This window comes from Thalassospira lohafexi (assembly GCF_002844275.1).
Taxonomy (GTDB): Bacteria; Pseudomonadota; Alphaproteobacteria; order Rhodospirillales; family Thalassospiraceae; genus Thalassospira; species Thalassospira lohafexi.
In genome coordinates, this window is the sequence record NZ_NXGX01000010.1 from 26,165 (window position 1) to 38,204 (window position 12,040).

General features: G+C 54.2%; 14 protein-coding genes. 6 read left to right on the plus strand and 8 right to left on the minus strand.

Annotated features, from left to right (window positions below):
• Positions 1-15: 15 nt before the first annotated feature.
• Positions 16-381: a hypothetical protein gene (locus COO92_RS21980; protein ID WP_133125087.1), complete on the plus strand. Its 366-nt coding sequence runs from the start codon at positions 16-18 to the stop codon at positions 379-381.
• A 189-nt stretch (positions 382-570) separates the two neighbouring features.
• Complete coding sequence (locus COO92_RS19645; protein WP_133125088.1) at positions 571-1,440, plus strand: type 2 periplasmic-binding domain-containing protein; 870 nt, start codon at positions 571-573, stop codon at positions 1,438-1,440.
• 127 nt (positions 1,441-1,567) lie between these two features.
• On the opposite strand, the gene COO92_RS19650 is transcribed toward COO92_RS19645, so the two are convergent.
• The gene (locus tag COO92_RS19650) at positions 1,568-2,791 is read right to left on the minus strand and encodes a methionine gamma-lyase (protein ID WP_101304729.1); all 1,224 of its coding nucleotides are present in this window, start codon (positions 2,789-2,791) and stop codon (positions 1,568-1,570) included.
• 230 nt (positions 2,792-3,021) lie between these two features.
• Here COO92_RS19650 and COO92_RS19655 point away from each other — a divergent pair, with 230 nt between their 5' ends.
• Positions 3,022-4,653 (plus strand): sigma-54-dependent transcriptional regulator, encoded by a 1,632-nt coding sequence (locus tag COO92_RS19655; protein WP_101304670.1) that lies wholly within the window; start codon positions 3,022-3,024, stop codon positions 4,651-4,653.
• Between the two features lie 142 nt (positions 4,654-4,795).
• Positions 4,796-5,581, plus strand: a complete 786-nt coding sequence (locus COO92_RS19660) for a 3-hydroxybutyrate dehydrogenase (RefSeq protein WP_101304671.1) — start codon at positions 4,796-4,798, stop codon at positions 5,579-5,581.
• A gap of 81 nt (positions 5,582-5,662) precedes the next feature.
• Here the strand turns inward: COO92_RS19660 and COO92_RS19665 are convergent, their stop codons facing one another.
• A complete protein-coding gene (locus COO92_RS19665; protein WP_101304672.1) occupies positions 5,663-5,848 on the minus strand; it encodes a YegP family protein in 186 nt (61 codons plus the stop codon).
• Positions 5,849-5,943: 95 nt separating this feature from the next.
• Positions 5,944-6,837: a LysR substrate-binding domain-containing protein gene (locus COO92_RS19670; protein ID WP_240626531.1), complete on the minus strand. Its 894-nt coding sequence runs from the start codon at positions 6,835-6,837 to the stop codon at positions 5,944-5,946.
• Between the two features lie 101 nt (positions 6,838-6,938).
• Here COO92_RS19670 and COO92_RS19675 point away from each other — a divergent pair, with 101 nt between their 5' ends.
• The gene (locus tag COO92_RS19675; protein ID WP_101304674.1) at positions 6,939-8,063 is read left to right on the plus strand and encodes an S-(hydroxymethyl)glutathione dehydrogenase/class III alcohol dehydrogenase; all 1,125 of its coding nucleotides are present in this window, start codon (positions 6,939-6,941) and stop codon (positions 8,061-8,063) included.
• Between the two features lie 87 nt (positions 8,064-8,150).
• Positions 8,151-9,008 carry an S-formylglutathione hydrolase gene (gene fghA, locus COO92_RS19680; RefSeq protein ID WP_101304675.1) on the plus strand — a complete coding sequence of 286 codons (858 nt, stop codon included), beginning with the start codon at positions 8,151-8,153 and terminating at the stop codon, positions 9,006-9,008.
• A 99-nt stretch (positions 9,009-9,107) separates the two neighbouring features.
• Here the strand turns inward: fghA and COO92_RS19685 are convergent, their stop codons facing one another.
• The 5 genes from COO92_RS19685 to COO92_RS19705 all read right to left on the minus strand — a co-directional run bounded on the left by COO92_RS19685 (position 9,108) and on the right by COO92_RS19705 (position 12,029).
• Positions 9,108-9,722: an energy-coupling factor transporter transmembrane component T family protein gene (locus COO92_RS19685; protein ID WP_101304676.1), complete on the minus strand. Its 615-nt coding sequence runs from the start codon at positions 9,720-9,722 to the stop codon at positions 9,108-9,110.
• Positions 9,719-10,393, minus strand: coding sequence for an energy-coupling factor ABC transporter ATP-binding protein (locus COO92_RS19690; protein ID WP_101304677.1), 675 nt, complete (start codon positions 10,391-10,393; stop codon positions 9,719-9,721). Before COO92_RS19690 ends, COO92_RS19685 begins: the two co-directional genes overlap by 4 nt.
• A gap of 98 nt (positions 10,394-10,491) precedes the next feature.
• Entirely contained in the window at positions 10,492-11,040 is a 549-nt protein-coding gene (locus COO92_RS19695) for a biotin transporter BioY (protein WP_101304678.1), read from the minus strand.
• 196 nt (positions 11,041-11,236) lie between these two features.
• Positions 11,237-11,596 (minus strand): ArsR/SmtB family transcription factor, encoded by a 360-nt coding sequence (locus COO92_RS19700; RefSeq protein WP_101304679.1) that lies wholly within the window; start codon positions 11,594-11,596, stop codon positions 11,237-11,239.
• Positions 11,583-12,029: an SRPBCC family protein gene (locus COO92_RS19705; protein ID WP_101304680.1), complete on the minus strand. Its 447-nt coding sequence runs from the start codon at positions 12,027-12,029 to the stop codon at positions 11,583-11,585. The genes COO92_RS19700 and COO92_RS19705 overlap by 14 nt, the downstream gene beginning before the upstream one ends.
• Positions 12,030-12,040 lie beyond the last annotated feature (11 nt).

The window sequence follows — 12,040 nt, forward strand, 5'->3', positions numbered from 1 at the left end:
CTTTTGATGTGGGTTATGCACGGCGGCCATCCGGCTCACCGCAACATTCCGGTATTGAATTACCGATTTTTAAACAGACAGCGCAAAAATCAAGCTGCTGCCATCAAGTTTCACACAAGATTCGGCGATTTCAACCAACCTGTGGAATCTGCTGCGACGAACCTGCCAAAACCTTCGAATTTCCCATCTGAAACAATATTTCGCGGCATCAAAATACGGCAACGCCAGCGCGATTCGATGCCCCCTTACAAATGCATGTACTTACTGAAATTCCGGCATCTCCCACGAGTCCCCCGCATCCAAACACAGATGAAAAATGCTGCCTCGGCGCTTTTCAGGCTTGGCGCACCAATTTTCGAACCAATTTATCTGCGTACTTAAGACATCGCTAACAGATTGAAAGGCTATATATAAAATCTACACATCTGATTTTGATCGCCGTGCACACTCCAAACCTTGGACACTGTTTTCTCATTCATGCTGCCGTCCATACCGCGACCAATCCTGAGTTTTCATGCCCGATGCACCGCCATTTTCAGGGCAGCAATGGTGGTGCTTGCAGTTGGCGACATGTCCATATCGACGGCCCAGGCCACAGATACAGGCACAGCACAAAGCCCTGTTGATGTCCGCCTGCCGATGGATGCCACGTCCGATTACTGTCTCGGTCGCATCACATGGGATCAACATTCCGAATACCATGTTGACCTGTTGCGGTTGGCTCTGCGGCTCAGTCCCACGGACATTGCCATCACACCGGTCTGCATGGAATACCCCACCGAAGAACGCCGTATTTCGATGCTGCAAACAGGTGATCAGATCAATACCGTTTTTTTTGGCACAACGCAGGACCGTGAAGACAAACTTCTGGCAGCCTACGTGCCGATTTATCTTGGCACCACAGGGCTCCGGCTTTTCATGACACGTCCTGAAACGCGCATTGAATTGGCGCATATTCAAACGCTTGATGAACTTCGGAAATTTTCGATGGGACAGGGGCTTGGTTGGCCTGACGGTCAAATTCTGATCGACAGTGGCTTTAATGTAATCCCCGGACGTTACAAGACACTGCACCGGATGCTCGAATTCCGGCGCTTCGACCTATACCCAAGGGCCTATTGGCAAATTATCGGTGAATGGAACTGGATGAAGCAAGAGGCGCCAAACGTTGTCGTATCACCCGATATCGCGCTTTATTACCCGCAGCCGATCTATTTCTTTGTTAGTCCGAAAACACCTCAACTGCGCGATGCAATTCAGACCGGTCTTGAACAGGCTTATTCAAACGGCATGCTATTGAACTTGCTGAAAAATCACCGCGAAACCACAGCATCATTTAAAGAAGTGAATCTGCGGGAAATCCACCTTTTACGCATAGAAAACCGTTCATTGCCGGAAAAGTCACGTCAAACCATGAAAAAGTTCAGCCTTTTTGATTAAGCTCTGAAAAACGGACAGCACATTCCAGCCCAAAATCAAATCGCCAATCGGACTCAATCCAAGCTCCTTGACGGACATGGACATTCATCCGATTGGCGACAGTTGATCGTGCTTAGGATTAATGGCGTTATTCGGCTGCAATCGCCATTTCATCCCCATCAAGGGCGGCTGAAAGATCGGCCAGAATATCGTCGATGCTTTCAAGCCCGGCAGACAGACGGATCAAACCATCGGTGATCTGATATTCCGCACGTTCTTCGGGGGTATAGGTCGAATGGGTCATCGATGCCGGATGCTGGATCAGCGTTTCGGCGTCCCCAAGGCTGACCGCACGGGTGATCATATTCAGCCCGTTCATCAATTTACGGCCTTCTTCGATCCCGCCTTTAAGCTCAAACGCAATCATGCCCCCAAAACGATCCATCTGCTTTTTGGCCAGCGCGTGCTGCGGATCGCTTTCAAGGCCGGGATAAAAGACCTTTTCGACTTTTGGATGGTTCGCCAGAAAATCGGCAATTTTCTCGGCATTGTCGCAATGACGTTCCATGCGCAGCTCCAGCGTCTTAAGCCCGCGCATGACAAGGTTGGCATCCTGTGCGGATAAAACAGCACCGGTCATATCCTTCAAGCCGATCAATCGAACTTGCGTCATGTCCTCGGCCGTGCCAATCACCGCACCGGCCATCAAATCGCCATGCCCGCCCAGATATTTGGTCGCCGAATGAACAACGATATCGGCCCCCAATTCAATCGGGCGCTGCAAATACGGCGTGCAATAGGTGTTATCGACGACAACTTTCGCGCCATGTTTATGGGCAATCTCGGAAATCGCTTCGATATCGACCAGACGCATGTTCGGGTTGGCCGGGGTTTCGAAATAGACAATCTTGGTCTTGTCGGAAATCGCTTTTTCAAGCTCCGCCGGGTCGGTCAAATCGACATGGGTATGCTTGATACCAAACTTTTCCAGACCATGACGGAAATAGGCAAATGTGCAGCCATAAAGCGTGCGATCAACAATGATTTCATCCCCCGGCGCAATGAAGGTCCAGAACACGGACGTAATCGCCCCCATGCCCGATGCAGTCGCAACCGAAGCTTCGCCGCCCTCAAGCACAGCCAGACGTTTTTCCAGCAAATCAAGCGTCGGGTTGGCAATGCGCGAATAGATAAAGCCCTGCTCGTCGCCGGCAAAGAACCGCCCGCCCTGCTCGGCAGTTTCAAAGGCAAAGGTCGAAGACATATAAACCGGCTGGTTCAGCGCCCCATTATGACTTTGCGGATCATACCCATGATGAATGGCACGGGTGGCGAAACCGGTTTTGGCATTGGTTTTAAGGTCTGCAGACATGGTGAGGCTCCCGAAATTGCGTTTGTTATGCCGCCATATTCGCAAGGTCTGTGCCAGATGATCGAAAGTGCTGGTTTCAGGCATTTTCCCGCAAAATGCCCTCTCGCTATCTGTAAACAATATTTTACAGTCGATTACTCACCAAAATTGAATAATCGCGGGAATTATGTGGATTTGCTGAAAACCCGCCTGTACACTATTATTTACAGTGTAAACTTATCGGTACAGTCATGCGGTTTGAAATTCAGGGCGAAAACAGGCTTGGTATTACCCGTGATGTGGTCAATGTGCTGACCGATCAGGGCCTCGATATCCGCGCCTTTGAGGTCACGACCCATTACATCTATGCCGATATCCCGGCCATCCGCCCGGAACGGTTTCCGCTGCTGTCCCATGCGCTTAAACAAATTCCCGGCATATCGGGCATCCGCGAAATTGACCGGCTGCCAACTGAACGCCGCCGTGCGCAGCTTCATGCGACCTTGGCCGCCTTTGGCAACCCGGTGATTGCGGTGGATGCCAATGGCCAGATTGCCCAAGCCAATCCGGCAGCACAGACGATTACCGGCACTTCCGAAAAAGATCTTCGTGATCGTGATATTTCTTTCATTTTAAGTGATCCATCCATTGAAGATTTACGCCAAAGCCATTTTCACCTACCCGAGCGCGAGGTGATTCTGGGTGGTCAGACCTATTTGCTACAGGTCGAACCGATTGGCCATGTCGATGACGGATCAGACGTGGATGACACCGCACCTTGGGGCGGGGTGATGGTGTTTCACCGGGCCGCCCGACTGGGCCGGGTGATTACCGCCCTTCAGGACCGCAGCCACACCGGATTTGACGACATTATCGGCGAAAGCCGGGCGATGATGCGGGTTAAATCACAGGCCAAACGCCTTGCCGCGATTGACGCACCACTTTTGATTTTGGGCGAAACCGGCACGGGCAAGGAACTCTTCGCACGCGCATCTCATCGGGCCAGCACCCGCATTGATCAGCCATTTTTGGCCTTGAACTGTGCCGCCATGCCAGAAGGTCTGGCCGAAAGCGAGCTGTTTGGCTATGCCGCCGGGGCCTTTACCAGTGCGCGGCGCGGCGGCAAGCCGGGATTGCTGGAGCTTGCCGATGGTGGCACGCTGTTTTTAGATGAAATCGGCGAACTGACGCCCTATTTACAGGCGAAATTGCTGCGCGTTCTGCAAGATGGCCGGTTCCGCCGGGTCGGGGGGACGGATGAAATCGCCGTTGATGTGCGGATCATCAGTGCGACCAACCGCGATCTTGAAGCCATGTCCCATGACGGGACGTTTCGCGAAGACCTGTATTTCCGCCTCAACGTCCTTGGCATTACCCTGCCGCCCTTGCGTGAGCGGAGCGAGGATATCCACGATCTGGCCCAGTTTTTCATCGACCGCACCGCCCAGCAAACCGAACGCGCGACACCCTATCTTGCCAATGACGCGCTTGATTGGTTAAGGCACCATGACTGGCCGGGCAATGTGCGGGAACTGGAAAACACCCTGTTTCGTGCCGTCGCCCTGCTCGATGGCGATGTGCTAAGCGCACGCGATCTGAATGACGCGGCCATCGGCACCGCGCCGCGCGCCAACGAAACACCGACCTTGCACACATCCGATACCACAGGCAGCAATATGCGCCCCGGCGCGCGCCAACAACCTGATATCCTCACCGATGCCCTTGCCGCCGAGGATTTCGCCACCGGCATGACCATGATCGAACGGGAAATGCTGGCCCGGCTTTATCCCGATTACCCAAGCTCGCGCAAACTGGCTGAACGGCTGGGCGTATCGCATACATCCATTGCCAACAAACTGCGCAAATACGGCATCGGCAATTGATCGCGCGACCCGCCCCAACATCACCTAAACAGCACCGGACCCGCCTTTCTTTCGTCTTGCGTTGCGCTTTACATTGCGCTGCGGCATGATCCTCCTAAGTTAATAAGAGGCCCCAACGCCTCACCCTCAGGGAGAAGACATCATGCTGACAGGAAAACGCGCACTTGTAACCGGCTCCACCAGTGGCATTGGCCTTGCGATGGCAAAGGCACTTGCCGGTGCCGGGGCGGACATCATGCTTAATGGTTTTGGCGACAAGGACGAGATCGAAGCCACCCGCAAATCGCTTGAAACCGACTTTGGTGTGACCGCCTATTATAATGGTGCGGACCTGTCCAAGCCCGATCAAATCGAAGCAATGATGCAAGATGCCGCCGATAAATTTGGCGGCGGGGCCGACATCCTGATCAATAATGCCGGCATTCAGCACACCGATCTGATCGAAGATTTCCCGCCGGAAAAATGGGATGCGGTGATTGCGATCAACCTGACATCGGCGTTTCACACCACGCGCTTTGCCCTGCCGTTTATGAAGCAAAAAGACTGGGGCCGGATCATCAATACCGCCTCCGCCCACGGGCTTGTCGCCTCCCCGCAAAAGGCCGCCTATGTCGCGGCCAAACACGGCATCATGGGCCTGACCAAGGTCACAGCACTGGAAACAGCGCAAACCGGCATCACCGCAAATTCCATTTGCCCGGGCTGGGTACGCACCGAACTGGTCGAACGCCAGATCGAAGCCAAGGCCAAGGAAGGTGGCATTTCAATTGAACAAGCCGCCACCAACCTTGTGTCAGACAAACACCCGTCCAAACAGTTCGTCACACCTGAACAGATCGGCAAAACCGCCCTGTTCCTGTGCTCGGACGCAGCCGATCAAATGACGGGCACGCACATGTCAGTCGATGGTGGCTGGACCGCGCAATAAATGCGCCACACACGCCACAAGACAGAAAAGCCCCTTTGGCATTGATGCCAAGGGGCTTTTTGGTAGCCCGCCGTCGCATGCTTAATCCTTAAGCATGCAGGTCATGCCATTGCGTTCGGCATTGTTGATGCAATCGCTTTTCTTGGAATAGCCTTGCGTCGATGCCCCGACGATATTGCCGTTGCGTGCCGTGCGCCGCCACCGCCAGCCATCCTTGCCTTCATATAGCTCCCAAAGATCGCCGTTGGAATCCCGACAACTTGCCATGTCCTACCTCCTCAAATCGCAAAAACTGGTATCGCCCGTTTGACGCGGGGAACCAGATTTTGTGAAATGCGACGGCCAAGTTCGCGACGCCTCCTTTACCCCAAATACCGCCCCAAATGCTCCACCAGCATCCTGATTTTGGGGCTGAGGTGGCGGTTGGTGGGATACAGCGCCCAGATGCCTTCGTCGGACGGCTGGTATTTACTCAGAACCGGGACGAGGTCGCCGCTGGCGACCCATGGATCGACGTAGTAGTCGGGCAATTGCACAATCCCCATGCCCTTGCGTGCGGCATCAAGAAGCGCCTGTCCGCTGTTGGCGTGGATGGTGCCGTGGATACGCACGGTGCGTTCGCGCCCGTCTTCTTCAAACCGCCAGTAATCAAGCGTCCCGACAAGGCAGTTATGGTGGGATAGCTCCGACAGTGAATAGGGCTCGCCGCGTTTGGCGATGTATTTTGGCGCAGCACAGGCATAAAGCCGCCGGGTTGAAAGCTGCTGATGCATCAAGCCGCCCATCGCACCATCCAGTCGCCCCAAACGGATTGCCATATCAAAGCCTTCGAGCACCAGATCAAGTTTCTGATTGGTAAAACGACAGTGCACTTCGAGGTCAGGATAGCGGGCGACGAAATCATTGACCAACGGGGCAATCACGGTTTCGCCGTAGGTTGTCGGGGCGGTGATTTTAAGCTTGCCGCGCGGCACCTCGGTCAGATTGCCAATCGCGCGCTCCGCATCCCCCAAACCATCAAGCAATTGTCGGCAATGCTGATAATAGATCACCCCGGCCTCGGTCGCGCTGACCTTGCGTGTGGTGCGGTAAAACAATTGCACGCCAAGCTTTTCTTCGAGTGCTGTGACCTGTCGGCTGACCTGTGCGACGGAAATGCCAAGCTGCCTGGCCGCTGCGGTAAAGCTTTGGCGCTCGGACACGGCGATAAATTCGCTGATCCCGTCCCACGCATTCATCGCCATATCCTTCGTCATTATTACGTGTTGGTAAAAGTAAATTACCAAATCACATTATTATCATTCTTGATGGAATAAATATACTGGTCGCATCCTTACATACAAGCCGGAGTACGATCATGAGTGCCGAAACCATTACCTGCAAAGCCGCCATTGCCTGGGAAGCAGGCAAACCGCTGTCGATTGAAGAGGTTCAGGTTGCCCCGCCCAAGGCCGGCGAAGTGCGCATCAAGATCGTTGCGACCGGTGTCTGCCACACGGATGCCTTTACCCTGTCGGGCGACGATCCCGAGGGAATTTTCCCTGCCATCCTTGGTCATGAAGGCGGCGGCATTGTTGAGTCCATCGGCGAGGGTGTGACCAGTGTGGCCGTGGGCGATCACGTCATTCCGCTCTATACTCCCGAATGTGGCGAGTGCAAATTCTGCAAATCGGGCAAAACCAACCTGTGTCAGAAAATCCGCGCAACACAGGGCAAGGGCCTGATGCCTGATGGCACCACGCGTTTCTCCCAGAATGGCAAGCCGATCTTCCATTATATGGGCTGCTCGACCTTCTCGGAATATTCGGTTCTGCCGGAAATCTCGCTGGCGAAAATCAATAAAACCGCCCCGCTTGAAGAAGTTTGCCTGCTGGGGTGCGGTGTGACCACCGGCATGGGGGCCACCACCAATGCCGCCAAAGTGCAAAAGGGCGATTCCGTTGCCGTCTTTGGCCTTGGCGGTATCGGTCTTTCAGCGATCATTGGCGCGCAGATGGCCGGTGCGGGCCGCATTGTTGCCATTGATATTAACGAGTCAAAATTCGAGCTTGCCAAGCAGCTTGGTGCGACCGATTGCATCAACCCGCAGAAATTCGACAAACCCATTCAGGAGGTCATTGTCGAGATGACCGATGGCGGCGTTGAATGGAGCTTTGAGTGCATCGGCAATGTAAATGTCATGCGTTCCGCCCTTGAGTGCTGCCACAAGGGTTGGGGTGAGTCGGTGATTATCGGTGTTGCCGGGGCTGGTCAGGAAATCTCGACCCGTCCGTTCCAGCTTGTGACCGGGCGCGTCTGGCGTGGCACCGCCTTTGGTGGGGTCAAGGGCCGTTCGCAGCTTCCTGATTATGTTGAACGCTATCTTGCCGGTGAGTTCAAACTGTCGGACTTCATCACCCACACCATGAAACTTGAAGACATCAACGAAGCATTCGATTTGATGCATGAAGGTAAAAGCATCCGTTCGGTAATCCATTACTGATCAAATTAAAACATTTTGAATTATCACGCCAATGCCGGATTTAACCCCGGCATTGGCCGACGATCAAAAAGATCAGAGGAGCCCGAAATGGGTATTGAGAACGCGTCAAGCAACAAGGTCTATGGCGGCTGGCAAAAGCAATACACCCACCCGTCCAATGTTCTGGGCTGTGACATGCGCTTTGCCATTTTCCTGCCGCCACAGGCCGGCAATGGCACCAAGGTCCCGGTGATGTACTGGCTATCGGGTCTGACATGCACCGATGAAAACTTCATGCAAAAGGCCGGTGCGTTTCGCTTGGCCGCCGAACTGGGCATTGCGATTGTCGCCCCCGACACCAGCCCGCGCGGCGATCATGTGCCCGATGACGAGAACGAGGCCTATGATTTTGGCAAGGGTGCCGGGTTCTACGTCAATGCGACACAGGAACCCTGGGCGCGCAATTATCGCATGTATGACTATGTCACCAAGGAACTGCCAAGCCTGATCAAGGATCACTTCCCAGTCAGTGACGATGCGGTGATTTCCGGTCATTCCATGGGCGGTCACGGGGCATTGATGATTGCGCTGCGTAATCCCGGCACATTCAAATCTGTCACAGCCTTCTCGCCGATCTGCAATCCGATCAATTGCCCGTGGGGCCAAAAGGCGCTGGGCAATTATCTGGGAGATGACAAATCAATGTGGAAAGCATGGGACAGCTCGGAACTGATGAAATCGGCAACAGCGCCGGATGCGCAAACACCCGCCCTTGTCGATCAGGGCGATGCAGACGGCTTTTTGGCCGAGCAGCTTAAACCCGAAGTGCTTGAAGCAGCGGCCAAATCCTCAAGCTACCCACTAACCGTGCGCATGCAGGATGGCTATGACCATAGCTATTACTTCATCTCAAGCTTCATCGAAGATCACATCCGCTTTCATGCCAAGCATCTTGGGCTTAGCTAACAAAGCGGATTGATTTCACGAGATCCGCAGCAATGCGGTTCCCCGGCACGCCATCTCGCCCAAACCTTGGTGTGCCGGGGGCTTTCTTTTGCGGCGCGATCAAGATGCCGTTTCGTCAGGATCAAAACTGCGCGCTTCAATCGCATCGGCAACATCATCGGCCATTTTAAGGGTGCGGATGATCAGGGGCACGACCATGGCAAGGATGGATTTATCCAAGCCCCGTGCGCGTTGGGCATCGCGGATTTCCGATGCCACAGTGGCGATCACCGGGATAAACCGCAGCACCATCGAAATCGCCAGACTGACCTTTTCCGGATTAACGCCAAGCGGACGCAACGGCCCCATGGCGCGTTCCAGTGATGCCAGCATGGCGGACGTTTTGGTGGTTAGTGTCACAAGGGACGCGAACAATACAATCGCGGCAATACGAGTAACGACAAGCAATCCAGCCTGCCAGTCATTGAGCCAAAGCTGCACGGCAAAAAAGATCGAAAGCAGCCAGAAGATCGGCTTCACCTGCGCCCAGATCACAGACGGGCCAAATCCACACAGCGGGTAGAATGCCAGTACCGTTGCAAGGATAACTGTCACCACCGGCCAATCAGGGATCAGAAAAACACCGGTGCCAAGGGCAATCATCGCCAATATCTTGATCCCGGCACCTGCGCGGTGCAGCGGCGATGTGCCATCGATATAAAGCCCGGCGATCATGCCATCATCTCGCGGTATTTTGACAAGGCGTTGGCGGGCGTATCATCAAGGGCGATCTTGCCCTGATCAAACACCAGCACCCGGTCATAATCGGCAATCAGGTCAAGATCATGCGACACCGTAATCACGGTTTGATCAAGCTTTGCAATTGCGCGTTCGACCCGGTTGCGGTTGCGAAGATCAAGCAAGGTGGTCGGCTCGTCAAAAATGACGTATCGCGGGTTCATCACCAGCACCCCGGAAATCGCCAGAAGCTGCTTTTGCCCGCCGCTGAGAAGGTGGCTGGGATGGGTTTTGAAATCCGTCAGGTCATAGCGCGCAAGGATTTCATCAATGCGACGATGAACCTCGTCCTTGGGTAATTTTAACGCCTTGAGACCAAAGGCGAGGTCTTCTTCAACCACCGGATAAACAATCTGATTGTCAGGGTTTTGAAAGACAAACCCGACATGACGGCGCAGCTTGCGCCCGTCCTTGGCCGGATTGAAATCATCGACCGTCACCGTGCCGCTGGTCGCGGTTTGCAGCCCATTGAGCAACCGTACAAAGGTGCTTTTGCCTGAGCCATTTGCCCCGACAACCGCAATCCGCTTTTCAGTCAGGGTCAGCGAAATATCGTCAAGCACACGTCGCTGGTCAAACTGCACAGAGACATTTTCAAAACGGATCATAAGGCGGTATCCGTGGGTTTTAAGGGCGTGGAAGGATGCGCATAAAGGGTGCCAGGCATCGTCGCACATGGCGTTCCATGCGTGGCACCCATAAGACGTTAGCGCGCCTTGGAAATCAAGGGATAGGACCGCCGTACAGCAAGGCAGGCCGCAACCGCAATCGCCACCTTGATCGCATCGCCAATCAGGAACGGAGCCGCCCCGACAGTTGCCTGCCAATAGCTGATGTCGGCGGCAACCGCCACCCACGCATTGCCAAGGGCATACAGAACGACAATCCCGCCAAACCCGATGGCAAGGGTCGCTTTGATCACCGTAAGGTCATTCCAGAAGTGTTCGATCAGAAGGCCAATGACAAAGGCCGAAATGGCCCAGCCAAAGATGAAGCCACCGGTCACCCCGATCATCACGCCAAAACCACCGCGTCCACCAGACAGCAACGGCAAACCCACCGCGACCAGCACAAGAAACAGCACAATCGACAGACCACCGCGCCGGGCACCCAAAATGGCCCCCGCCAACATCGGGCCAAGCGACTGTGCAGTTACCGGAACGCCGGTCACCGGAAGGGTAAGTGGCGGAAACAGCCCCAGAACTGCGGTCAAAGCCGCAAACAGGGCGATATAAACAATATCCTTGGTATTCATGTAACGGTTCCCATTCCCGTTATAAGGCTGTTTTGCAATCAACCCCTTGCGCAAAACGACCTTTTGTTAACCGGTCCGCCCGACCGGCTCAACGGGCAATGGGATACCCGTAATTTTCCGCCCCGCCAAGCAAAATGACGCTTCTTTCGGACAAATGCCTTGGCTCATCTCGCAATAGATGCGCGATTTCAAAATGTTAGCCGTCATCGCCTTCGACAAAGGTTTTAAGCCGCATCAGTGCGGAATCCCAACGCCCGGCGACCTGATCAAGATAGGCGCGCGCCTGTTTGAGCTGATCAGGGCAAAAGGCATAATGGCTTTCGCGGCCCATCCGATGATTTTGCACAAGCCCGGCGGCCTCAAGCACACGCAGATGCTTGGTCACGGCCTGTCGGGTCATGTCGGCATCATCAGACAGCACCGAAATTGAGCGCGGCTTGCCATCCGACAGCCGATCAAAGAGGGCTAACCGGGTGGAATCCCCTAAGGCGGCAAAAATGACGGAAAAATCACCGTCATTTGTGACATTTGATTGATTATTTTCAGTTTTCGACATGTTTTTTGATGTTTTCCAACTGGAAGCCCCAGCCATTTGTGTTGGCGCGCAATGCTTCGGCAACCCGATGAGCGGGCAGATTGTCAAATCCGGTTTCACGCACCCGAACCGATGTTTGACCATCGCCTTCTTCGAGCCAGAATTCGACCAGTGTTTCAGGCTCCCCACTGTAATCGACGTCCGGGTCCACGGCATAGGGATGCCATGTATAGGCGAAATAGGCTGGCTCCTCCATCGCCTTGATGGTGGAATGCCACGGCACATGGGTGAAACCCTCAATCGTGATTTTGCCGGTTGAAACCTTGCCAACCTCAAACGGGGCATCAATCGCAAGACCAAACCACGTGCCAAATTCGGTGTGACTGGTTAATGCGCGCCACACACGGGCACGTGACGCATTGATCTCGATAGACTTTTCAATCGTATTTGACATAACGCAACCTC

What these genes read in the sequence shown, in the direction of transcription:
- COO92_RS21980 (WP_133125087.1), top strand. Translation starts at nt 16, where the DNA reads ATGCACGGCGGCCATCCGGCTCACCGCAACATTCCGGTATTGAATTAC.
- COO92_RS19645 (WP_133125088.1), top strand. Translation starts at nt 571, where the DNA reads ATGTCCATATCGACGGCCCAGGCCACAGATACAGGCACAGCACAAAGC.
- COO92_RS19650 (WP_101304729.1), bottom strand. Translation starts at nt 2,791, where the DNA reads ATGTCTGCAGACCTTAAAACCAATGCCAAAACCGGTTTCGCCACCCGT.
- COO92_RS19655 (WP_101304670.1), top strand. Translation starts at nt 3,022, where the DNA reads ATGCGGTTTGAAATTCAGGGCGAAAACAGGCTTGGTATTACCCGTGAT.
- COO92_RS19660 (WP_101304671.1), top strand. Translation starts at nt 4,796, where the DNA reads ATGCTGACAGGAAAACGCGCACTTGTAACCGGCTCCACCAGTGGCATT.
- COO92_RS19665 (WP_101304672.1), bottom strand. Translation starts at nt 5,848, where the DNA reads ATGGCAAGTTGTCGGGATTCCAACGGCGATCTTTGGGAGCTATATGAA.
- COO92_RS19670 (WP_240626531.1), bottom strand. Translation starts at nt 6,837, where the DNA reads ATGACGAAGGATATGGCGATGAATGCGTGGGACGGGATCAGCGAATTT.
- COO92_RS19675 (WP_101304674.1), top strand. Translation starts at nt 6,939, where the DNA reads ATGAGTGCCGAAACCATTACCTGCAAAGCCGCCATTGCCTGGGAAGCA.
- fghA (WP_101304675.1), top strand. Translation starts at nt 8,151, where the DNA reads ATGGGTATTGAGAACGCGTCAAGCAACAAGGTCTATGGCGGCTGGCAA.
- COO92_RS19685 (WP_101304676.1), bottom strand. Translation starts at nt 9,722, where the DNA reads ATGATCGCCGGGCTTTATATCGATGGCACATCGCCGCTGCACCGCGCA.
- COO92_RS19690 (WP_101304677.1), bottom strand. Translation starts at nt 10,393, where the DNA reads ATGATCCGTTTTGAAAATGTCTCTGTGCAGTTTGACCAGCGACGTGTG.
- COO92_RS19695 (WP_101304678.1), bottom strand. Translation starts at nt 11,040, where the DNA reads ATGAATACCAAGGATATTGTTTATATCGCCCTGTTTGCGGCTTTGACC.
- COO92_RS19700 (WP_101304679.1), bottom strand. Translation starts at nt 11,596, where the DNA reads ATGTCGAAAACTGAAAATAATCAATCAAATGTCACAAATGACGGTGAT.
- COO92_RS19705 (WP_101304680.1), bottom strand. Translation starts at nt 12,029, where the DNA reads ATGTCAAATACGATTGAAAAGTCTATCGAGATCAATGCGTCACGTGCC.